The sequence below is a fragment of the Streptomyces sp. NPDC005566 genome, from assembly GCF_040605575.1.
Lineage (GTDB): Bacteria > Actinomycetota > Actinomycetes > Streptomycetales > Streptomycetaceae > Streptomyces.
The window spans coordinates 63,680-83,007 of sequence record NZ_JBEXDB010000014.1; the positions used below are offsets into that span (position 1 = coordinate 63,680).

The following is a 19,328-nucleotide window of genomic DNA, read 5'->3' on the forward strand; positions in this document are numbered from 1 at the left end:
CGAGCGTGATGGTGGACGTCCCCACCCTGGTCGAGCAGGCACGCCAGGGCAGGCCACGTGCGGTGGCCCGGCTCATCTCCCTGGTGGAGGGGGCCTCGCCCCAGCTGCGCGAGGTGATGGCGGCCCTGGCACCGCTCGCGGGTCATGCGTACGTCGTCGGGCTCACGGGCTCGCCGGGTGTCGGCAAGTCCACCTCGACCTCGGCGCTGGTCTCCGCCTACCGGAAGGCAGGGAAGCGGGTCGCGGTCCTGGCCGTCGACCCGTCGTCCCCGTTCTCCGGGGGCGCGCTCCTCGGTGACCGGGTCCGGATGTCGGAGCACGCCTCCGACCCGGGCGTCTACATCCGCTCGATGGCCACCCGCGGCCATCTGGGCGGCCTCGCCTGGTCCGCCCCGCAGGCGATCAGGGTGCTGGACGCGGCGGGCTGCGACGTGATCCTCGTGGAGACGGTGGGCGTCGGCCAGTCGGAGGTGGAGATCGCCTCCCAGGCCGACACCTCCGTCGTCCTGCTCGCCCCGGGCATGGGCGACGGCATCCAGGCGGCGAAGGCCGGAATCCTGGAGATCGGCGATGTGTACGTCGTCAACAAGGCCGACCGGGACGGTGCGGACGCCACCGCCCGCGAGCTCAACCACATGCTGGGGCTCGGGGAGTCCAGGGGGCCCGGCGACTGGCGGCCCCCGATCGTGAAGACCGTCGCCGCCCGGGGCGAGGGCATCGACGAGGTCGTCGAGGCGCTCGAGAAGCACCGGGCCTGGATGGAGGAGCACGGCGTCCTGGCCGAGCGGCGCACGGCACGTGCCGCCCGCGAGGTCGAGACGATCGCCGTCACCGCCCTGCGCGAGCGGATCGCCGATCTCCACGGAGACCGGCGGCTGGACGCGCTGGCGGCCCGGATCGTGGCCGGCCGCCTCGACCCGTACGCGGCGGCGGACGAGCTGGTGGCGGGACTCACCGGGCTCCCGGCCGACGACTGACGGCCGGCGGCCTCCGGAGGGAGTGCGGGCCGCCCGGAGGCCGCCGGACGGCACTGCACGGCGCGGGGAGACCGTCAGTTGTCGTCGTCGTCCTTGCTCCCGCTGACGTCGGCCGTCCTGGCGTCCACGTCCAGCTCGTGGTTCCTGCCGTCCTTGCCCGCGATGTCGACGTCCCAGACCAGCGTGCCGTCGTCGCCGTCCAGGTCCACGGACGTCACCGTGCCCGGCTCCGCCCCGCGTGCGGCGTCCACCGCGGCGATCACGGAGACACGATCCGAACCGGGCACCGGGCGCCGGTTGTCGGCGTCGCCCCGGTCGGACAGCACCTTCGCGTTGTCCGCGTCGACCTTCACGTCGTGCCAGACCTTGTCGGAGCCGTACACGTCGAGCTCCCAGACCGGCCCGTTGCCGTCGTCGTCATCCAGCTCCGCCTCGATCACCCTGCCCGGGACGGCCTTCAGCGCGGCGGCCACGGCGTCGTCGACGGTGACCGAGCCGCCCGCCACCGCGACCGAGTCCTTCCGGCTGCTGTCGTCGCCGCCGCTCCCGTTGTCCGCGAAAGCGGCGGCGGCTGCGGCTCCGCCGCCGATGAGCACGGCTGCGGCGACGGCGATGACGGCGATGTTGCGCTGCATGAGGTTCCTCCCCGATGGGTGTGCGGTGCGACGGGACCCACACTGGCCCAGCGATGCTGAACGCAGCCTGAAGCCACCTGAAGCCGTCTTCAGGTTCGGTTTGGGAGGCTGTCCCCATGCGCCTGTTGATCGTGGAGGACGAGAAGCGTCTTGCGGTGTCCCTGGCCAGGGGGCTCACCGCCGAGGGCTTCGCCGTGGATGTCGTGCACGACGGTCTCGAAGGGCTGTACCGGGCCCGCGAGGGCGTCCACGACCTCGTGGTCCTGGACATCATGCTGCCCGGCATGAACGGCTACCGGGTCTGTGCCGAGCTGCGCGCCGCCGGCCACGACGTGCCGATCCTGATGCTGACCGCGAAGGACGGGGAGTACGACGAGGCGGAGGGCCTCGACACCGGGGCGGACGACTACCTGACCAAGCCGTTCTCGTACGTCGTGCTCGTCGCCCGGGTCAGGGCGCTGCTGCGCCGCCGGGGCGGCGGCACCGCCTCGCCGGTGCTCACCGTCGGCACGCTGCGGATGGAGACCGCCGCGCGGCGGGTCCACCGGGGGGAGGACGAAGTCACCCTCACGACCAAGGAGTTCGCCGTGCTGGAGCAGCTCGCTCTGCGGGCCGGCGAGGTGGTCAGCAAGGCGGACATCCTGGAGCACGTCTGGGACTTCGCGTACGACGGCGACCCGAACATCGTCGAGGTCTACATCAGCACCCTGCGGCGCAAGCTCGGCGCGGCGTCCATCCGCACGGTGCGCGGGGCGGGCTACCGCCTGGAGGCGCTGTGAGGTCGGTCCGGGCCAGAGCCGCCCTGGGCGCCACCCTGGTCGTCACCGTGGCCCTGGTGGCCGCCGGGCTGGTCGTGCTCCAGGTGCTGCGCGGCAACCTGACGGACAGGGCCGGCCTGGAGGCGGAGGTCGTGGCGCGCGAGGTGGCCGGGCAGGTCGCTCTGGACGTGCCGTACGAGGATCTGGACCTGAGCGACGAGGACGTCCACCCGGTCCAGGTGACCGACGAGGAGGGGCGCGTCCTGGTCGTCTCGGAGGGCCTGGAGGCCATTTCGGGGACCACGACGTCAGAGGTCGTCCCGGCTCCCTCGGCGTCGTCCGGGAGCTCCGGGGGCGACTCCGGCCGCGGTGACGACGGCGAGGACGAGGACGACGGCAGCCGCGGCAGCGACCCGGACCGCGGCGAAGTCTCCTCCGACGACCCCGACTTCGGCAACGGCACCGCCACCGTCGAGGGCGATACGGCCGACTACCGCTTCGCCGCCGTCGAGGCCGTCACACGGACGGGTCTTCCGGTGATCGTCCACGCGGGAGCCCCGCTCGCCGCCGAACAGGAGGCCGTGGACTCCGTACGCACCACGATGCTGACCGGGCTGCCCGTCCTGCTGCTCGTCGTCGCCGGGGTCACCTGGCTGGTCACCAGGCGCGCGCTGCGGCCGGTCGAGGGCATCCGGCGGGAGCTGGCCGCGATCACCGCGTCCCAGGACCTCGGCCGGCGGGTGCCGGAGCCGGGCTCGCGCGACGAGATCGCCCGGCTGGCCCGCACCACCAACGAGACCCTCACGGTCCTCGAAGCCTCGGTGGACCGGCAGCGGCGCTTCGTCGCGGACGCCTCGCACGAGCTGCGCAGTCCCATCGCCTCGCTGCGCACCCAGCTGGAGGTGGGCGCCGCGCATCCGGAGCTCCTGGATGTGCCGGGCGCGGTCGCCGACACCGTACGACTGCAGGTACTGGCCGCGGATCTGTTGCTGCTGGCCCGGCTGGACGCGGGGGAGCGGCCGGGGCGGGCGGTGGTGGATCTGGGGGCGCTGGTACGCGAGGAGGTCCCGCAGCGCATGGGGGACCGGATCGCGGTGGCGGTGTCCGTCACGGGGTCCGGGCCGCTGGAGGTCCGTGGTTCGCGCGGACAGCTGACCCGGGTGGTCGGCAACCTGCTGGACAACGCCGAGCGCCACGCGGAGCGTTCGGTGGCGGTCTCCGTGTCGGCGGACCGGGGCGATGTGCTCGTCGCGGTCACGGACGACGGCCCGGGCGTCCCCGAGGGGGAGCGCGACCGGATCTTCGAGCGCTTCGTGCGTCTCGACGACGCACGCAGCCGGGACGACGGAGGGGCGGGGCTGGGCCTCGCCATCGCCCGCGACGTGGCGACCCGCCACCGCGGCACACTCACGGTGGGCACGGCGCCGCAGGGCGGGGCGCTGTTCACGCTCCGGCTGCCGCGTTCGTAGCGGGTCCCGCGGGCGTCCTGATCCGGACGTGGGTCCTACGGCTTGCCGCGTCGTCCGCGCAGGTGGTCCGCGATCGGTGTCAGTGCCGCGTGCAGATCCGCGAGCGCCTCCGGGGACAGCAGGTCCATGAAGTGCCTGCGCACCGATTCGACGTGGTGCGGCGCGACCTTGCGCATCGTCTCCGCGCCGAGGTCGGTGAGTACCGCGTACAGCCCTCGCCGGTCCGACTCGCAGTGCTCACGCCGCACGAGACCCGCGGTCTCCATGCGGGTGATCTGGTGCGAGAGCCTGCTCTTGGACTGCAGGGTGGCTGCGGCGAGGTCGCTCATCCGCATGCGCTGGTCGTCCGACTCCGAGAGGTTGACCAGGATTTCGTAGTCGTTCATGGTCAGCCCGAACGGCTGGAGGTCCTTCTCCAGCTGGTGGGTCAGCAGCCTGCTGACGTCCAGGTGGGTGCGCCAGGCGCACTGCTCCGCATCGGTCAGCCAGCGGGTGGCCGTCTCGGTCTCCATGTATGGATTCTACCTAAGAAGTTGAAAGACGGACGAAATTGGGGGGTGTGACTCCGCGCACGCGAGGCCCCGCGTCACACTCCGCAGAGTACCGTTCACAATCCGAAGCGACGCTGGAGGTCCCCCAGCTGACCGGGTATGCGGGGCATGGACCCGGGTTGACCCCCGCCGCCGCCCGGGACTCCCGGCTGGTTCGGGGTCGCGCCCGTCGCCTGCTCGGGCATCAGCACCTCGGTCGACTGCAGCAGGACCGTGCCTGCCCCGACGAACTCGAATTGGTGCTCCTCGCCCGACGTACCGCCGATCCCGGTCAACGACCGGAGTCCGCCCATCACGCCCGTCATGTAGCCGTGGTCGTAGTGGTGGCACGGTGAGGGGCAGTCCGCCCAGCCCACCAGGGCTTGCGGGTCGACCCGCACCGGCGGCTCCATGAAGACGACCGGGCCGTTGGACGCGGCCACGAACTTCCCCGTGCCGATCAGGGTCAGGAAGCCCGGCACGATCGACTGCTTCAGCGCCAGCGTCGGCTGGTACGCCAGCAGATTCCCGGACCGGATCGTCAGATTGCCGTTCTCCAGGTCGAAGGAGTTCACGTCGAACGCCCGGTCCGCCAGCAGCATCTTCCCGCTGCCCTCGGCCACCACCCAGTCGCTCGCGTGCAGCGGGGAGTGGAAGCTCGTGCGGATCAGCCGGTCGAAACGGCCGTGCCCTATGCCGTTGAAGTCGATCCGCCCGTAATAGGCGATCATCTTGCCCTTCTGCAGGAACCACTGGCTCCCCTTGAGCTCCACGCAGAAGGTGTAGGCGTTGACGTTGTCGTCCGACGGCAGTGTCATCGGATCGTGGATCACGGGCGTGCTCACAGCTTCTCCTCCGACGCCTGGACGTACACCGCGCCATTGCCGCTCAACTCCAGCTGGAACGCCTCACCGGAGCCGCGCCCCACCATGTCGCGCCAGCCCAGCGCGGTGGAGAGCTTGTTCGTCACGTCGCCGTGGTGGGCGACGTACGCCTGCGGGTCCACGTGTACCGGGCGCCCCGGGGTGATCGGCAGTTCGATCACTCCGCCGTGTGCCATCACGGCGACCGCCCCGTGCCCCTTGAGCGTCGTGGTGAACAGGCCCTGACCGGTCACCTGACCGCGCACCATGCCCATCACGCCGCCCTGCGAGCCCATGAACATCGTGCCCTGCTGGAGCGTCCCGTCGAAGGCGAGCAGCCGGTCGGCCTCCACGTAGAGGGTGTCCCCCGACAGTCCGATCACCTGGACGTGGTGGCCGCCGTGGCCGAACATCACCGTGCCGCTGCCCTCGACCGTCATCAGCGGGGTCGCCTCGTTGGCGACCCGCCGGCCGATCATCGATGCCAGGCCGCCCTGTCCGCCCTGGATGTTCGGGGTGAACGACACGTCGCCGCGGTAGGCGAGCATCGCGCCCCGCTGGCTGTACATCTTCTGGCCGGGCACCACCGTGGCCTCGACCATCTTCGAATTGATCTCACGGAACGGCATCAGACATCGCCTCCGACGGTGTTCCGCTCACTCGGCTGCACGTAGACGAGGCCGTCGCCCTCGAAGCGGATCTGGAACGACTCCCCGGAGCCCTCCCCGATGAACGTCCGGAAACCGACCCCGGACTGGAAGTGCTGCTGAAGATTTCCCTGGTGCGCTATGTAGGCGCCCGGGTCGACGTTCAGCGGGTACTGGGGCGTCACCCGCAGCACGACGGCCGAGCCGTCCGACATGATCGCCGCCTGGCCGGTGCCCTCGACGGTGGTGGTGAACAGCCCGTTGCCGCTCGCTCCGCCGCGCAGGCCGGTGAAGGTGGTGCCGGTGCGCAGCCCGGCGTCGGTGGCCAGCAGGTTACTCGCCTCGACGTACAGCTTGTCGCCGCGCAGTGAGACCAGGTTGATCTGGCTCGCCCGGTCGGCGAAATAGCAGGTCCCCTGCCCCTTCACCTCCATCATCGTCATCTGTTCGCCGGTCAGCCGGCGGGTCACCATGCCTCGGACACCCTCACCGCCGCCGGACATCTTCTTGAAGGCCATCCGGCCGTCGTACGCGACCATCGAGCCGTTCTTCGCTCTGACCGCATCGCCCGTCAGATCGACGGCGAGCGTCTTGCTGCCCTGGAGCCGGAACATTGCCACGAAGTGACGGTAGCCCGGCCGCACCCGACGGAACAGGGCCCCTGGGGACGATGTGTCCCGGAGTGGACCCTCGGGGACAACCCGGCCGGGGTCGATGCCACAATGGCTGTGCTTGTGCCTGCGTTCACAAGCCGAAACGCCCCCTCCCACCGAAGGTGCCCACGTGGACATCAAGACCGCCAGCGCCCTGCACCGGCTGCGCCTCATCTCGGTTCCCGAGGCGCTCTCCTTCCCGGCGCTGCTCATTTTCGGCTCGCTTCTGATGCGCGTCTCGGACATCGACTTCCTGATGCCGCCCCTCGGCGCCCTGCACGGCCTGCTCTTCACGATCTACGTGGTGTTCCTGCTGGACGTGTGGGTCAAGGCCAAGTGGCCGCTCAAGCGCGTCGCGCTGTTCTTCCTCCTCGCGGTCGTTCCCTTCGGCGGGTTCTACGGCGACAAGCTCCTCAAGCAGTACGAGGCCGACGGCGTCATCGCCGCCCGCGCCCGCGCCGAAGGCAAGGTCAGCGCATGATCGTCGCCTTCTCCGTGAGCCCCCTGGGTGTGGGCGAGGACGTCGGCGAGTACGTCGCCGACGCCGTGCGGGTCGTCCGCGAGTCCGGACTGCCCAACCGCACCGACGCGATGTTCACCAGCATCGAAGGTGACTGGGACGAAGTGATGGACGTCGTCAAGCGGGCCGTCGCCGCCGTCGAGGCCCGCGCGGGCCGCGTCTCCCTCGTGCTGAAGGCCGACATCCGGCCGGGTGTCACCGACGGACTGACCTCCAAGGTCGAGACGGTCGAGCGGCACCTCGCGGGCTGACGCCGCCGCCCGGTCCAGCGAGCCCTCGGCGGCATGCCGGGGGCTCGTCCCGTCCGGGGACGAACACCCCGTAGTCGGTCAGGGCAGGCTGGGCGCGCTCACGGGTCCTGCGCCGTCAGGGCGATGCCGAGCGGCGTGCGCTCGTACAGCACCTGGTGCCCGTACCGCCGCGAGGTGAGCAGTCCCGCCGTGCGCAGCACCGACAGATGGGCCGACACGGAGGAGGGTGCGAGCGAGAGCCGGTGCGCCAGGGCGCTGGTCCCGGCGGGTTCGTCCAGCGCGCACAGCACATCGGCGCGGGCCCTCCCGAGCAGCCGGGCGAGCGCTTCGGGAGTCCGCTCGGCGGACTCCGTCCACAGCCCGCCGATGCCGCGCGCCGGGTAGATCACCGCGGGCAGCCACGGCGGCTCGTAGCCGCCGACGACATCGGGCCACACGAAGACGCTGGGCATGAGGACGAGCCCCTGGCCGCCCAGGACCCGGGTGTGGTCCCCCCGGGTGCCGACCACGGTGAGGGTCGACCCGGACCAGCGCAGCTGCGGGCTGATCTCGCCGAGCAACCGCTCGAAGCCGACCTCGGCCAGGCGGCGGGAGTGGTAGGCGATGTCCGCCTCGAGCAGGGCCCGCAGCCGTGGCCAGTGCGGCTCGATCAGGACCTGCCAGGCACGCTCCAGCAGATCCGCGAGCTCCTGGACCGCCCGTGCGGGATCGGCCAGCATCCGCCGCCCCACGGGCGAATCCAGGCTCCCGGGCTTGTCGGCGAGTGCCCGCGCCATGTCGTCCCGGGCGACCAGCGGATCGACCGCGCGTACGGCGGCGATCTCCTCCTCGAAGGTGGTGAACGGGCCGACGGGCGGCGGGCACACGAAGTCCGGGTTGTGACCGCCCTCGGGCATCAGCCGCCAGAGCGGTTCGAGATCCAGGGCGGCGGCCTCCTCGCGGATCCGGCGCAGCCAGGGCAGGTGGTAGCCGTGGCGTCCGGGACGCGACAGGGTGCGCACTGCCTCCTGGGTCTCCCAGAGCGGCGACAGCGCGAAGCGGCAGCGGAGCAGGTCGCTCTCGTCGAAGTACAGGTGGAACGGCATGGGCCCCGTCAAGTTTCGGCGTCAGCCGAAAGTCTACGGGCGGGGGTATCCGGCCGGGCACGCTGCGCCCATGCCGAGCGACGACCGCGACCGGGCGGGTACACCCCGCACCCTTCCCGCCCCCGATGTGCCGCCCCCGGCTGTGCCCCCGGAGCGCGCCGCCCACCCCGGCCCGGGCCCGGCGCCCGCGCTCCGGGAGCAGCCTCCGCGGCCGGCCGAAAAGCCCGCGGAGGGCTACGGTGCCGTGTTCGCCGTGCGGGAGTTCCGTGCCGTGTTCGCCGCGCACCTGCTGTCCCTCCTCGGCGTCGTCGTCAGCGAGCTCGCACTCACCGTCCTCGTCTACGACCTGACCGGTTCGCCCCTGCTCTCCGCGCTCACCTTCGCGCTCGGCTTCCTCCCGTACCTCGTCGGCGGCACGCTCTTCGCCGGGATCGCCGACCGGTACCCCGCCCGCCGGGTCCTCGTCACCTGCGACCTGATCTGTGCCGGCTGCGTCGCCGTGATGGTGCTGCCGGGCACCCCTGTCGGCGGGCTCCTCGCGCTGCGCTGCCTGGTGGCCGCCGTGGCGCCGGTCTTCACCGGGACGCGGATGGCGGCCCTCACCGACATCCTCGGCGAGGGCGACCTCTACGTACTGGGGCGTTCGCTGCTGCGCCTTGTCTCGCAGAGCGCCCTGCTCGTCGGCTTCGGTGCCGGCGGGGTGCTGCTCGCGGCGTTGTCCCCCCGCGGGGCCATCACGATCACCGCGGGCACGTTCCTCTGCTCGGCCGCGCTGCTCCGCCTGGGCACCCGCGCCAGGCCCGCCCGCACCGGCGGCGAGGAGGGCGGTGCGCTCATGAGGGACTCGCTCGCCGGCGCGCGGGTCCTGCTCGCCGACCGCAGGATCCGGGCGCTGATGCTCCTGTTCTGGGTGCCCGCACTCTTCGTGGTCGCTCCGGAGGCGCTCGCCGCACCGTACGCGGACGCGATCGGTGTCGGACCGGCCGCGCTCGGGCTGCTGATGTGCTCCATGGCCGCCGGCCACATCGGCGCCGAGCTGTACACGGGGACCGTCCTCGGTCCCCGGGCCCGCTCGCGGATCGTCCTGCCGGTGGCGGCGCTCGGACTGCTGCCCCTGGTGGTGTACGCGTTCCGGCCGGGCATGGCCCTGACCGTGGCGGCCCTCGTCCTGACGGGGGCGGGGGCGGCGTACGTCATCGGGCTCGACCAGTGGTTCGTCGACGCGGTTCCCGAGCACCTGCGGGGCCGGGCGATGACCCTGCTCACCGCCGGTCTGATGACGGTCCAGGGCGTCGGCATGGCCCTGGCCGGTCTGGCCGCCGAGTTCTTCCCGGTGCACCAGGTGGTCGCGGCCTCCGGGGTCATCGGTACCGTGTGCACCCTCTTCCTGGTCGCCGAAGTGCGTAGAACAGGCGTCCGGTACCGAAGTGCGAGACAGGGCTGACCGGCATGTGACCAGTGGGTAAGGTCGTGCCGTGCCGAAGCCGCTCAGCCTTCCCTTCGATCCCATCGCCCGCGCCGAGGAACTCTGGCACCGGCGCTGGGGGCCGGTGCCCTCCATGGGAGCGATCACCTCGATCATGCGGGCCCAGCAGATCCTGCTCGCCGAGGTCGACGCGGTGGTCAAGCCGTACGGGCTGACCTTCGCCCGCTACGAGGCACTGGTCCTGCTCACCTTCTCCAAAGCCGGTGAGCTGCCGATGTCCAAGATCGGCGAGCGGCTCATGGTGCACCCCACCTCCGTGACCAACACCGTCGACCGTCTGGTGCGCTCCGGGCTGGTCGACAAGCGGCCCAACCCCAACGACGGCCGCGGAACCCTCGCCTCCATCACCGAGAAGGGCCGTGAGGTCGTCGAGGCGGCCACGCAGGACCTGATGGCCATGGACTTCGGGCTAGGGGCGTACGACGCCGAGGAGTGCGCCGAGATCTTCGCGATGCTGCGCCCGCTGCGGGTGGCCGCCCAGGACTTCGAGGACCGGTGACCGCGGGGGCAGGGCGCTGCAAGATCGCCCAGGTCGTCCGGCTAGTCTCGATGCCATGAAACGCAGTGTGCTGACCCGCTACCGGGTGATGGCCTATGTCACCGCCGTCATGTTGCTGGTGCTGTGCACCTGCATGGTCTTCAAGTACGGATTCGACACCGGCGAGGGCCTCACCCTCGTGGTCTCGCAGGCCCACGGTCTCCTCTACATCATCTACCTGGTCTTCGCCTTCGACCTCGGCTCCAAGGCGAAGTGGCCGCTCGGCAAACTGCTCTGGGTGCTGGTCTCCGGCACCATCCCGACGGCTGCGTTCTTCGTCGAGCGCAAGATCGTCCAGGAGGTCGAGCCGCTGATCGCGGACGGCTCCGCGCAGACCGTCAAGGCCTGACCGGGCCGCCCGGCCCGTACCCCTCCACGCTCCGCCGAACCGCCCCGTGCAAAGCACCGGGCGGTTTGCCATCGACATTTACTAGGACGTCCTAGTAAATTTGAACCATGGACGCTCACGCGATCGAGGAAGGCCGCCTTCGCTGGCAGGCCCGCTACGACAAGGCCCGCAAGCGCGACGCCGACTTCACCACGCTCTCCGGGGATCCGGTGGAGCCCGCGTACGGGCCCCGCCCCGGCGACACCTACGAGGGATTCGAGCGGATCGGCTGGCCCGGCGAGTACCCGTTCACCCGAGGGCTCCACGCGACCGGGTACCGGGGCCGCACCTGGACCATCCGCCAGTTCGCCGGCTTCGGTAACGCCGAGCAGACCAACGAGCGCTACAAGATGATCCTGGACGCGGGCGGCGGCGGCCTCAGCGTCGCCTTCGACATGCCGACCCTGATGGGCCGCGACTCCGACGACCCCCGCGCCCTCGGCGAGGTCGGCCACTGCGGTGTGGCCATCGACTCCGCCGCCGACATGGAGGTCCTCTTCAAGGACATCCCGCTCGGCGACGTCACCACCTCGATGACGATCAGCGGCCCCGCCGTCCCGGTCTTCTGCATGTACCTGGTCGCCGCCGAGCGCCAGGGCGTCGACCCGGGAGTCCTCAACGGGACGCTCCAGACCGACATCTTCAAGGAGTACATCGCGCAGAAGGAGTGGCTCTTCCAGCCCGAGCCCCACCTGCGCCTCATCGGCGACCTGATGGAGCACTGCGCCCGCGACATCCCCGCCTACAAGCCCCTCTCCGTCTCCGGCTACCACATCCGCGAGGCCGGAGCGACGGCCGCGCAGGAGCTCGCGTACACGCTGGCCGACGGCTTCGGCTACGTGGAGCTCGGCCTCTCCCGCGGGCTCGACGTGGACACCTTCGCCCCGGGCCTCTCCTTCTTCTTCGACGCGCACCTCGACTTCTTCGAAGAGATCGCCAAGTTCCGTGCCGCCCGCCGCATCTGGGCCCGCTGGATGAAGGAGACGTACGGAGCGCAGACCGACAAGGCGCAGTGGCTCCGCTTCCACACCCAGACCGCCGGCGTCTCGCTCACGGCCCAGCAGCCGTACAACAACGTCGTACGCACCGCGGTCGAGGCGCTCTCCGCCGTCCTCGGCGGCACCAACTCGCTGCACACCAACGCCCTGGACGAGACCCTCGCGCTGCCCTCCGCGCAGGCCGCCGAGATCGCCCTGCGTACCCAGCAGGTGCTGATGGAGGAGACCGGCGTCGCCAACGTGGCCGACCCGCTGGGCGGTTCCTGGTACGTCGAGCAGCTCACCGACCGCATCGAGGCCGAGGCCGAGAAGATCTTCGACCAGATCAGGGAGCGCGGCACCCGGGCCCACCCGGACGGCAAGCACCCGATCGGGCCGATGACTTCGGGCATCCTGCGCGGGATCGAGGACGGCTGGTTCACCGGCGAGATCGCCGAATCGGCCTTCCAGTACCAGCAGTCGCTGGAGAAGGGCGAGAAGCGGGTCGTCGGCGTCAACGTCGCGCTCGGCTCGGTCACCGGCGACCTGGAGATCCTCCGGGTCAGCCACGAGGTCGAGCGGGATCAGGTGCGCGACCTCGCCGGACGCAAGGAGAGCCGGGACGCCGCCCGGGTCGGCGCCGCGCTGGACGCGATGCTGGCCGCAGCCCGCGACGGCTCGAACATGATCGAGCCGATGCTGGAAGCGGTGCGGGCCGAGGCGACCCTGGGCGAGATCTGCGGCGTGCTGCGCGACGAGTGGGGCACCTACACGGAGCCGCCCGGCTTCTGACGAGCAGCCCCTGCGCGCCTTCTAGGCGGAGGCTGCTCCCAGCCCCGAGAGCAGCAGCAGCGTGAAGCGCCGGGCCCAGTCGGCATCGACGGGCTCGGCGCTCACCAGCGCCCGGTGCACGACCGCACCGGCGATCACATCGAAGATCAGATCCGCGGTGCGGGCCGCCGTCTCCGCATCCGGCTCGGCGGGCAGTTCGCCGCGCTCCTGCGCGCGCGCCCGGCCCTCGAGGACCAGGCGTTTCTGCCGGTCCACGATGGAGTTCCTGATCCGGTCACGCAGTGCCGCGTCGCGGGTCGACTCCGCGACCACCGCCATCAGTGCCGTCTTCGTCTCCGGCCGCTCCAGCAGCGCCGCGAACTGCAGCACCACGGCCTCCACATCGGCCGACAGGCTGCCCAGGTCGGGCAGCTCCAGTTCGTCGAAGAGAACCGCGACCGCGTCCACGACCAGCTCGTTCTTCCCGGCCCAGCGGCGGTAGAGGGTCGTCTTGGCGACCCCCGCGCGGGTCGCCACATCACCCATCGTCAGTTTCGACCAGCCGAGGTCGACGAGCGACTCACGGGTCGCCTCCAGGATCGCCTCGTCGGCGGCGGCACTGCGCGGACGTCCCGATCGGGTGGGTTTGGGGTGGCTGCGGCTCAGCATGCGGTGACCATACCGGCCGGTAAGTACCACTGACCGGTCCCGGTGCCCGTGAGACAGATCACCGGCCGCTCTTGCCCGGGAGGGGGTCCGGCCAGTTACGCTACGGGTCGTAGCGTAAGGACGACGGCTCATGCGTCCCGCGCCACGACCGATCGACAGCCACAGGTGCCGGGTGGGGATCCGGCACCGACAACGGGGCTTTTCAGGGCCCCGGAACCGTTTCCGTCCATGCGCCGCGCACACCGGCACGGCTGTGGACGGAGGCGGTTCACGGATCGCTTTCCGAATCCGTGCGCACAGGGGGGAGGATGTACGTATGCAGCCTAGGAACATGTCCATGAGCGGCGTCGTCGACCTCGCCGCTGTGAAGGCGGCCGGCGAGGCCAAGGCGAAGGCGGAGCAGGCCCGAGCGGAGTCCGCCAGGCAGGGTGGTGGCGGCGGGGTCGCCCCCGCCTCCCTGGTGATCGACGTCGATGAGGCGGGTTTCGAGAACGACGTCCTCCAGCGCTCCGCCGAAGTCCCGGTAGTCATCGACTTCTGGGCCGAGTGGTGCGAGCCGTGCAAGCAGCTCGGCCCGCTCCTGGAGCGCCTCGCCATCGAGTACAACGGCCGCTTCGTGCTCGCCAAGGTCGACGTCGACGCCAATCAGATGCTGATGCAGCAGTTCGGGATCCAGGGGATTCCCGCGGTCTTCGCCGTGGTGGCCGGGCAGGCGCTCCCGCTCTTCCAGGGCGCGGCCCCCGAGAGTCAGATCCGCCAGACGCTGGACCAGCTGATCCAGGTGGGCGAGGAGCGGTTCGGCCTCACCGGGATCGTGGTCGACCCGGACGCGGCCGTGGAAGCGGAGGAGGACGGTGTCCGGGCCGAGGTGCCCGCGGGGCCGTACGACGCGCTTCTGGAAGCCGCCGCACAGGCGTTGGACGCCAATGACTTCAGCGGTGCCGTCCAGGCGTACAAGAACGTGCTCGCCGACGACCCGGCCAACACCGAGGCCAAACTCGGCCTCGCCCAGGCCGAACTGCTCGCCAGGGTCGCCGACCTGGATCCGCAGCGGGTCCGCAAGGACGCCGCGGACAACCCGGCCGACCCGGGGGCCCAGCTGGCCGCCGCGGACCTGGATCTCGTCGGTGGCCATGTCGAGGACGCCTTCGGGCGCCTCGTCGAGACCGTCCGCCGCAATTTCGGCGATGACCGGGACATGGTGCGGGTGCGTCTTCTGGAGCTCTTCGAGGTGATCGGCCCGGACGATCCCAGGGTCATCGCCGCGCGAACGGCCCTGGCGCGCGTCTTGTTCTGATGTGACAACACGGCCGTGGTGCCCCAGGGGCGCCACGGCCGTTTTCGCGGGCGAACGACAATGAGCGCCTTCGCTTTACCAAATCTTGATAAAAGTACGCGCTGTTACTCGTAGTAAATCGCACCCTGGGATCTGTCCGCTTTAGGACCCCAATCACACCGTTCGCACGCCCCTTTGATGCCACCCTGTGTGGCCGGACGGTACCCCCCTGTCGCACCCTGGTTATCGGGTCGTTACTAGCGAGTAACGACCCCCCTTGTGTCGCGGCCGCGAATGCACCACGATCGGCCACGCTCGGTCCAATACCCGCCAGCCCGACCACCAGTCGGCGTCAGCGGCCAGTTGGGTCCCCACCGGGTGGTCGGCGGCAGTGGTGCCGATCGCGGACAGGGGGGTTCCTGCCTTCGGCAGGGCCTGTCCGAACCGGTTGCGCAGACGCGTGACCAGTGGTTGTCGCTCGGGGGTGATCGCCGGTGATTCGGATGCGGTACGCGCCTCCGGTCCGGGCGCTCTCCTTCCCGAGGACGTAGCACTTCTCCCATCCCAGGACGGGCACGATGCCCGTACCGGAGATGTACGTCCGAGAAGGAGGAAATTTATGAGTTCCCAAGTTCGCGGTGGAACCAGATGGAAGCGTTTCGCTCTGGTCATGGTGCCGAGCGTTCTCGCGACCGCTGCGGTGGGCGTCGGGCTTGCGCAGGGTGCGCTCGCCGCGTCGTTCAGCGTGTCGGGCCAGTCGTTCAAGGTGTCGGCCGACTACCTCGACGGTCACGGCTTCTCGCAGTACGGCGGCATAGACGCCGGCTACGCGGAGATGAAGGGTGACAAGAAGACTCTGCACCCGGTCGCGATCTCGTCGTTCAAGACGGCTGAGATCACGAACATGTGCCAGTCCGTCGTCACGCCGGACATCCCGCTCCTGGGTTCGGTCAGCCTTCAGCTGAAGGCCGGTGGCGGCAAGACGCCGGTTTCTGCCGAGAACCTGTACATCGACGTCGCGGACCTGCAGGCCGATGCCGAGTTCACCAACATCGACATCGGTGTTGCGGCGAAGGACGCCACCAAGGGTCCGGCCATCAAGTCCGGCGAGAACGTCAACGAGAACGGCTTCGCCCAGCAGGCGGACCGTGCTCAGCTGCGGAACGTGAAGCAGACGGCGTGGGCGACCACGGCCGGAACCTTCAAGCTCAGCGGCCTGAGCATGAAGCTCTACAACGGCGTCAAGGAGTGCTACTAAGCACTCCGCCCGGACGGGCGGGGCGGCGGCCACGCCGGCCCGCCCGTCCGACTCCCTCTTCTTCTCACAGCACGACCGGTTCCAGGGAGCTGTTTTCCATGAGCGCCGAGACCACAGGCACCCGCGACTTCGCCTACTGGCGGCTGCGGTTCCGTGACTGGCGGCACACCCGGCCTTTCTGGGCGGGCCTCCTGACCGCGCTCGGTGGCGGTCCGATCGCGTACTTCCCGTACGCGAATCTCAAGATCGGCCATCTGACGCTGGCCATGGCGACCACGGCGGGCGCGGGCTCACTGATCATCGGTGTCCTGCTGATCACGCTGGGTCTGACCATGTGGTACCACCACATCGTCCGGGTGTTCGCCGGTGTGGCCTCGATCCTGCTGGCGCTGGTCTCCATTCCGGTGTCCAACCTCGGCGGCTTCCTGATCGGGTTCCTGCTGTCCATGATCGGCGGCTGCCTCGCCCTTTCCTGGGCTCCGGGCATGACCGAAGCCGAGCGGACGACGGCCAAGCACGCCGCCGGGTACGCACCGCAGGAGCCGCAGATCAAGTCGCAGTACGGCGCCGATCCGGCGCAGGCGGCCGAGCCGTCGCACGGTGCCGACGCATCCGAATCGTGGAGCGACGGCAGCACGAACGGACACGTTGACGCCAACGGCGGGAGGAACAGTGCGGGGTGACGAGACGCAGCCGGACTCGACCGGGGAGGACGCCCGGGTGAGAAGCGGGCCGCGCCACGCGGCCCCCAGGAAGTCGCTGCTGACGAAGCTGCACATGCCCGCAGGGAAGAAGGCGTTCGCGCTCGCCGCGATGCCCACTGCGGTCTTCGTGGGCATGGGGCTCACCCCCAAGCTCGCCCTGGCCGACGACAACGGGGACATACCCTTCGCCCCCGGCCCCTGTGTGACGCGCTCCGACGAACCGAGCGAGTCCCAGGAGCCCGAGGCCGAGCCGACCCCGAGCGCCACGTCCACCGGCGAAGCAGCCGGCAAGGACGAGGAGCAGGGCAAGGACGAGGAGCAGGGCAAGGAGGAGACCACCGCGCCCGAGCCCGCTGCGAGCGCGAGTGCTCCCGCGGCGGACGGCACGGCGGAGAACAAGGCTCGGGTGACGCCCACTCCCACTCCCACGCCCACCGAGTCGAAGAACCCTCTCGACCCGCTGGGTGTCGGTGACGCGCTCAAGGACCTCCTCGACGGACCGGACAAGGAGACGGCCAGTCCGTCCCCCAGCGCCACCACAGAGGCTCCGAAGCCCGCGGAGAGCGCCACCACCAAGCCCGTCGAAGAGGCCACCAAGCCCGTCGAGGAGGCCACGGAGGCAGCGGAGGACAAGGTCGACGAGACCGCCGACGCCATCCGTGACGCCGCCGACAAGGCGGGCAAGGACGTCGAGGAGCTCGAGGACGGCGCCAAGGGCCTCGACCCGGTCAAGGACGAGGACATCCCGGACGGCGCCAAGGAGCGCTTCCCGTGCCCGACCGCCGACCCCGAGGCGCTCGCAGCGGCCGACCTGGAGCAGGGCATCCCGCTGCTCCCGAACGACCCGTGGATCCTCGAGTCGTCCAGGCTCACGCTCAACGGGCTGGACTACAAGGGCATCGTCGAGGTGAGGAAGGGTGACGGCAGCACGAAGAAGGTGCTGAAGTTCACCGCGAGCTCCATCGACATCAAGGACCTTCACCAGCTCACGACGGGCCCTGGCGGTACCACCGGCCACGTCGAGGCGCGGAGCGGCTCCACGTCCACGATCCGCAACGGCACGGTGACGATGTACACGGAGGAGCTGAAGGGCAACCTCTTCGGCCTCATCCCGATCACCTTCAGCCCGGAGACCCCGCCGCCGCTGAACGTACCGTTCGCGTTCTTCACGAACGTGAAGGTGACCCAGGCAGGACAGTTCGGCGGCACCCTCTCGGTCCCCGGACTGCACAACTACTTCACCGGCGGCGCGAGCTAGCGGGTGATCCGGACCCGTCCGGGAGCCGCAACGACTGCGGGCCGTGCCTCTTCAGGAGGCACGGCCCGCAGTCGTTGCGAGAGGAGGGACGGTCCGCGATAAGGCGCGGACCGTCGGCTCGTCAGTCGCGCTTCTCGCCACCCAGGTGGTGGACCCGGACCATGTTCGTGGTGCCGGCGACACCGGGAGGCGAGCCGGCGGTCATGACCATGATGTCGCCCGTGTTGTAGCGGTTGAGCTTCAGGAGCTCCTCGTCGACCAGGTCGACCATCGCGTCCGTGTTGTTCACGTGCGGCACCACATGGGACTCGACGCCCCAGCTCAGTGCGAGCTGGTTGCGGGTGGACTCGTCCGTGGTGAAGGCCAGGATCGGCTGGGCGGTGCGGTAACGGGAGAGACGGCGGGCGGTGTCACCGGAGGAGGTGAAGGCGACCAGTGCCTTGCCGTCCAGGAAGTCCGCGATCTCGCAGGCCGCGCGCGCGACCGAACCACCCTGGGTGCGGGGCTTCTTGCCCGGCACCAGCGGCTGGAGGCCCTTGGACAGGAGCTCCTCCTCGGCGGCGACGACGATCTTCGACATCGTCCTGACCGTCTCGATCGGGTACGCGCCGACGGAGGACTCCGCCGAGAGCATGACCGCGTCCGCACCGTCCAGGATCGCGTTGGCGACGTCGGACGCCTCGGCGCGGGTCGGCCGGGAGTTGGTGATCATCGACTCCATCATCTGGGTCGCCACGATCACCGGCTTGGCGTTGCGGCGGCACAGCTCGATGAGGCGCTTCTGCACCATCGGGACCTTCTCGAGCGGATACTCGACGGCGAGGTCGCCGCGGGCGACCATCACGGCGTCGAAGGCGGCGACGACGCCCTCCATGTGCTCGACGGCCTGCGGCTTCTCGACCTTGGCGATGACGGGGACCCGGCGGCCCTCCTCGTCCATCACCTTGTGCACGTCCTTGACGTCCTCGGCGTCCCGGACGAAGGACAGCGCGACCATGTCGCAGCCCATCCGCAGGGCGAACCGCAGGTCCTCGACGTCCTTCTCGGACAGGGCGGGCACGTTGACCGCCGCACCGGGGAGGTTGATCCCCTTGTGGTCGGAGATGACACCGCCCTCGATGACGATGGTGGTGACGCGCGGGCCGTCGACGGAGACGACCTTGAGCTCGACGTTGCCGTCGTTGATCAGGATCGGGTCACCCTTGGCGACGTCGCCGGGCAGACCCTTGTAGGTCGTACCGCAGATCGACTTGTCGCCGGCCACGTCCTCGGACGTGATGACGAACTCGTCCCCGCGGACCAGCTCGACGGGGCCCTCGGCGAACTTCGCCAGGCGGATTTTGGGGCCCTGCAGGTCGGCGAGCACGCCGACCGCGCGGCCGGTCTCGGCGGCGGCCTTGCGGACCCGGTCGTAACGGCCTTGGTGCTCCTCGTGGGTACCGTGACTGAAGTTGAAACGGGCCACACTCATGCCGGCCTCGATCAGAGCGACGAGCTGCTCATGCGAGTCGACGGCGGGACCGAGGGTGCAGACGATTTTGGAACGGCGCATGAGGCGGATCCTATCGGTTTGTTTCGCTGCGGAATATTCCGTCTGGTGGAAGATACAAAGGGG

Annotated in this window: 21 protein-coding genes; 13 read left to right on the forward strand and 8 right to left on the reverse strand. The window is 70.2% G+C overall.

Going from position 1 to position 19,328, the window contains the following annotated elements; all coding sequences use genetic code 11:
• Window positions 1–8: 8 nt before the first annotated feature.
• Window positions 9–977: a methylmalonyl Co-A mutase-associated GTPase MeaB gene (meaB, locus tag ABZS61_RS22385; protein WP_329215047.1), complete on the forward strand. Its 969-nt coding sequence runs from the start codon at window positions 9–11 to the stop codon at window positions 975–977.
• 74 nt (window positions 978–1,051) lie between these two features.
• On the opposite strand, the gene ABZS61_RS22390 is transcribed toward meaB, so the two are convergent.
• Complete coding sequence (locus ABZS61_RS22390; RefSeq protein WP_356423887.1) at window positions 1,052–1,612, reverse strand: PepSY domain-containing protein; 561 nt, start codon at window positions 1,610–1,612, stop codon at window positions 1,052–1,054.
• Between the two features lie 116 nt (window positions 1,613–1,728).
• Here ABZS61_RS22390 and ABZS61_RS22395 point away from each other — a divergent pair, with 116 nt between their 5' ends.
• Together ABZS61_RS22395 and ABZS61_RS22400 are read left to right on the forward strand one after the other, a co-directional pair.
• Complete coding sequence (locus tag ABZS61_RS22395; RefSeq protein ID WP_356423890.1) at window positions 1,729–2,391, forward strand: response regulator transcription factor; 663 nt, start codon at window positions 1,729–1,731, stop codon at window positions 2,389–2,391.
• Complete coding sequence (locus ABZS61_RS22400) at window positions 2,388–3,839, forward strand: HAMP domain-containing sensor histidine kinase (RefSeq protein ID WP_356423893.1); 1,452 nt, start codon at window positions 2,388–2,390, stop codon at window positions 3,837–3,839. The genes ABZS61_RS22395 and ABZS61_RS22400 overlap by 4 nt, the downstream gene beginning before the upstream one ends.
• Before the next feature lie 35 nt (window positions 3,840–3,874).
• On the opposite strand, the gene ABZS61_RS22405 is transcribed toward ABZS61_RS22400, so the two are convergent.
• The 4 genes from ABZS61_RS22405 to ABZS61_RS22420 all read right to left on the reverse strand — a co-directional run bounded on the left by ABZS61_RS22405 (window position 3,875) and on the right by ABZS61_RS22420 (window position 6,493).
• On the reverse strand, window positions 3,875–4,351 hold the full coding sequence (locus ABZS61_RS22405; RefSeq protein ID WP_351178559.1) for a MarR family transcriptional regulator: 477 nt from the start codon (window positions 4,349–4,351) through the stop codon (window positions 3,875–3,877).
• A gap of 95 nt (window positions 4,352–4,446) precedes the next feature.
• On the reverse strand, window positions 4,447–5,214 hold the full coding sequence (locus tag ABZS61_RS22410) for an AIM24 family protein (RefSeq protein WP_356423897.1): 768 nt from the start codon (window positions 5,212–5,214) through the stop codon (window positions 4,447–4,449).
• Window positions 5,211–5,861, reverse strand: a complete 651-nt coding sequence (locus ABZS61_RS22415; protein WP_329207259.1) for an AIM24 family protein — start codon at window positions 5,859–5,861, stop codon at window positions 5,211–5,213. Before ABZS61_RS22415 ends, ABZS61_RS22410 begins: the two co-directional genes overlap by 4 nt.
• Window positions 5,861–6,493 (reverse strand): AIM24 family protein, encoded by a 633-nt coding sequence (locus ABZS61_RS22420; protein WP_356424318.1) that lies wholly within the window; start codon window positions 6,491–6,493, stop codon window positions 5,861–5,863. Before ABZS61_RS22420 ends, ABZS61_RS22415 begins: the two co-directional genes overlap by 1 nt.
• A 169-nt stretch (window positions 6,494–6,662) precedes the next feature.
• On the opposite strand from ABZS61_RS22420, the gene ABZS61_RS22425 reads away from it, so the two are divergent.
• Entirely contained in the window at window positions 6,663–7,013 is a 351-nt protein-coding gene (locus tag ABZS61_RS22425) for a DUF3817 domain-containing protein (RefSeq protein WP_356423900.1), read from the forward strand.
• Window positions 7,010–7,303 (forward strand): MTH1187 family thiamine-binding protein, encoded by a 294-nt coding sequence (locus ABZS61_RS22430; protein WP_327114513.1) that lies wholly within the window; start codon window positions 7,010–7,012, stop codon window positions 7,301–7,303. Before ABZS61_RS22425 ends, ABZS61_RS22430 begins: the two co-directional genes overlap by 4 nt.
• A gap of 98 nt (window positions 7,304–7,401) precedes the next feature.
• Here the strand turns inward: ABZS61_RS22430 and ABZS61_RS22435 are convergent, their stop codons facing one another.
• Window positions 7,402–8,388, reverse strand: a complete 987-nt coding sequence (locus tag ABZS61_RS22435; protein WP_356423904.1) for a DUF5937 family protein — start codon at window positions 8,386–8,388, stop codon at window positions 7,402–7,404.
• Window positions 8,389–8,458: 70 nt separating this feature from the next.
• Here ABZS61_RS22435 and ABZS61_RS22440 point away from each other — a divergent pair, with 70 nt between their 5' ends.
• From ABZS61_RS22440 to ABZS61_RS22455, 4 genes are all read left to right on the forward strand, one after another.
• The gene (locus tag ABZS61_RS22440; protein WP_356423907.1) at window positions 8,459–9,832 is read left to right on the forward strand and encodes an MFS transporter; all 1,374 of its coding nucleotides are present in this window, start codon (window positions 8,459–8,461) and stop codon (window positions 9,830–9,832) included.
• A 31-nt stretch (window positions 9,833–9,863) separates the two neighbouring features.
• On the forward strand, window positions 9,864–10,373 hold the full coding sequence (locus ABZS61_RS22445; RefSeq protein WP_356423911.1) for a MarR family transcriptional regulator: 510 nt from the start codon (window positions 9,864–9,866) through the stop codon (window positions 10,371–10,373).
• 55 nt (window positions 10,374–10,428) lie between these two features.
• The gene (locus tag ABZS61_RS22450; RefSeq protein ID WP_356423914.1) at window positions 10,429–10,761 is read left to right on the forward strand and encodes a DUF3817 domain-containing protein; all 333 of its coding nucleotides are present in this window, start codon (window positions 10,429–10,431) and stop codon (window positions 10,759–10,761) included.
• Between the two features lie 107 nt (window positions 10,762–10,868).
• Window positions 10,869–12,569, forward strand: coding sequence for a methylmalonyl-CoA mutase family protein (locus tag ABZS61_RS22455; protein ID WP_356423917.1), 1,701 nt, complete (start codon window positions 10,869–10,871; stop codon window positions 12,567–12,569).
• 21 nt (window positions 12,570–12,590) lie between these two features.
• On the opposite strand, the gene ABZS61_RS22460 is transcribed toward ABZS61_RS22455, so the two are convergent.
• Window positions 12,591–13,217: a TetR/AcrR family transcriptional regulator gene (locus ABZS61_RS22460; protein WP_356423920.1), complete on the reverse strand. Its 627-nt coding sequence runs from the start codon at window positions 13,215–13,217 to the stop codon at window positions 12,591–12,593.
• A gap of 331 nt (window positions 13,218–13,548) precedes the next feature.
• On the opposite strand from ABZS61_RS22460, the gene ABZS61_RS22465 reads away from it, so the two are divergent.
• The 4 genes from ABZS61_RS22465 to ABZS61_RS22480 all read left to right on the forward strand — a co-directional run bounded on the left by ABZS61_RS22465 (window position 13,549) and on the right by ABZS61_RS22480 (window position 17,713).
• The gene (locus ABZS61_RS22465) at window positions 13,549–14,514 is read left to right on the forward strand and encodes a tetratricopeptide repeat protein (RefSeq protein ID WP_356423922.1); all 966 of its coding nucleotides are present in this window, start codon (window positions 13,549–13,551) and stop codon (window positions 14,512–14,514) included.
• A gap of 598 nt (window positions 14,515–15,112) precedes the next feature.
• Entirely contained in the window at window positions 15,113–15,751 is a 639-nt protein-coding gene (locus ABZS61_RS22470; RefSeq protein ID WP_356423925.1) for a DUF6230 family protein, read from the forward strand.
• A gap of 98 nt (window positions 15,752–15,849) precedes the next feature.
• On the forward strand, window positions 15,850–16,434 hold the full coding sequence (locus ABZS61_RS22475; protein WP_356423927.1) for a DUF6114 domain-containing protein: 585 nt from the start codon (window positions 15,850–15,852) through the stop codon (window positions 16,432–16,434).
• Window positions 16,424–17,713, forward strand: coding sequence for a hypothetical protein (locus ABZS61_RS22480; protein ID WP_356423930.1), 1,290 nt, complete (start codon window positions 16,424–16,426; stop codon window positions 17,711–17,713). Before ABZS61_RS22475 ends, ABZS61_RS22480 begins: the two co-directional genes overlap by 11 nt.
• Window positions 17,714–17,834: 121 nt before the next feature.
• On the opposite strand, the gene pyk is transcribed toward ABZS61_RS22480, so the two are convergent.
• Entirely contained in the window at window positions 17,835–19,265 is a 1,431-nt protein-coding gene (pyk, locus tag ABZS61_RS22485) for a pyruvate kinase (protein WP_356423933.1), read from the reverse strand.
• Between the last annotated feature and the right edge of the window lie 63 nt (window positions 19,266–19,328).

Bases quoted from the DNA above. Each gene is read 5' to 3' on its own strand.
- meaB (WP_329215047.1), top strand. From the start codon at position 9: ATGGTGGACGTCCCCACCCTGGTCGAGCAGGCACGCCAGGGCAGGCCA.
- ABZS61_RS22390 (WP_356423887.1), bottom strand. From the start codon at position 1,612: ATGCAGCGCAACATCGCCGTCATCGCCGTCGCCGCAGCCGTGCTCATC.
- ABZS61_RS22395 (WP_356423890.1), top strand. From the start codon at position 1,729: ATGCGCCTGTTGATCGTGGAGGACGAGAAGCGTCTTGCGGTGTCCCTG.
- ABZS61_RS22405 (WP_351178559.1), bottom strand. From the start codon at position 4,351: ATGGAGACCGAGACGGCCACCCGCTGGCTGACCGATGCGGAGCAGTGC.
- ABZS61_RS22415 (WP_329207259.1), bottom strand. From the start codon at position 5,861: ATGCCGTTCCGTGAGATCAATTCGAAGATGGTCGAGGCCACGGTGGTG.
- ABZS61_RS22420 (WP_356424318.1), bottom strand. From the start codon at position 6,493: ATGTTCCGGCTCCAGGGCAGCAAGACGCTCGCCGTCGATCTGACGGGC.
- ABZS61_RS22430 (WP_327114513.1), top strand. From the start codon at position 7,010: ATGATCGTCGCCTTCTCCGTGAGCCCCCTGGGTGTGGGCGAGGACGTC.
- ABZS61_RS22435 (WP_356423904.1), bottom strand. From the start codon at position 8,388: ATGCCGTTCCACCTGTACTTCGACGAGAGCGACCTGCTCCGCTGCCGC.
- ABZS61_RS22440 (WP_356423907.1), top strand. From the start codon at position 8,459: ATGCCGAGCGACGACCGCGACCGGGCGGGTACACCCCGCACCCTTCCC.
- ABZS61_RS22450 (WP_356423914.1), top strand. From the start codon at position 10,429: ATGAAACGCAGTGTGCTGACCCGCTACCGGGTGATGGCCTATGTCACC.
- ABZS61_RS22455 (WP_356423917.1), top strand. From the start codon at position 10,869: ATGGACGCTCACGCGATCGAGGAAGGCCGCCTTCGCTGGCAGGCCCGC.
- ABZS61_RS22460 (WP_356423920.1), bottom strand. From the start codon at position 13,217: ATGCTGAGCCGCAGCCACCCCAAACCCACCCGATCGGGACGTCCGCGC.
- ABZS61_RS22465 (WP_356423922.1), top strand. From the start codon at position 13,549: ATGTCCATGAGCGGCGTCGTCGACCTCGCCGCTGTGAAGGCGGCCGGC.
- ABZS61_RS22470 (WP_356423925.1), top strand. From the start codon at position 15,113: ATGAGTTCCCAAGTTCGCGGTGGAACCAGATGGAAGCGTTTCGCTCTG.
- ABZS61_RS22475 (WP_356423927.1), top strand. From the start codon at position 15,850: ATGAGCGCCGAGACCACAGGCACCCGCGACTTCGCCTACTGGCGGCTG.
- pyk (WP_356423933.1), bottom strand. From the start codon at position 19,265: ATGCGCCGTTCCAAAATCGTCTGCACCCTCGGTCCCGCCGTCGACTCG.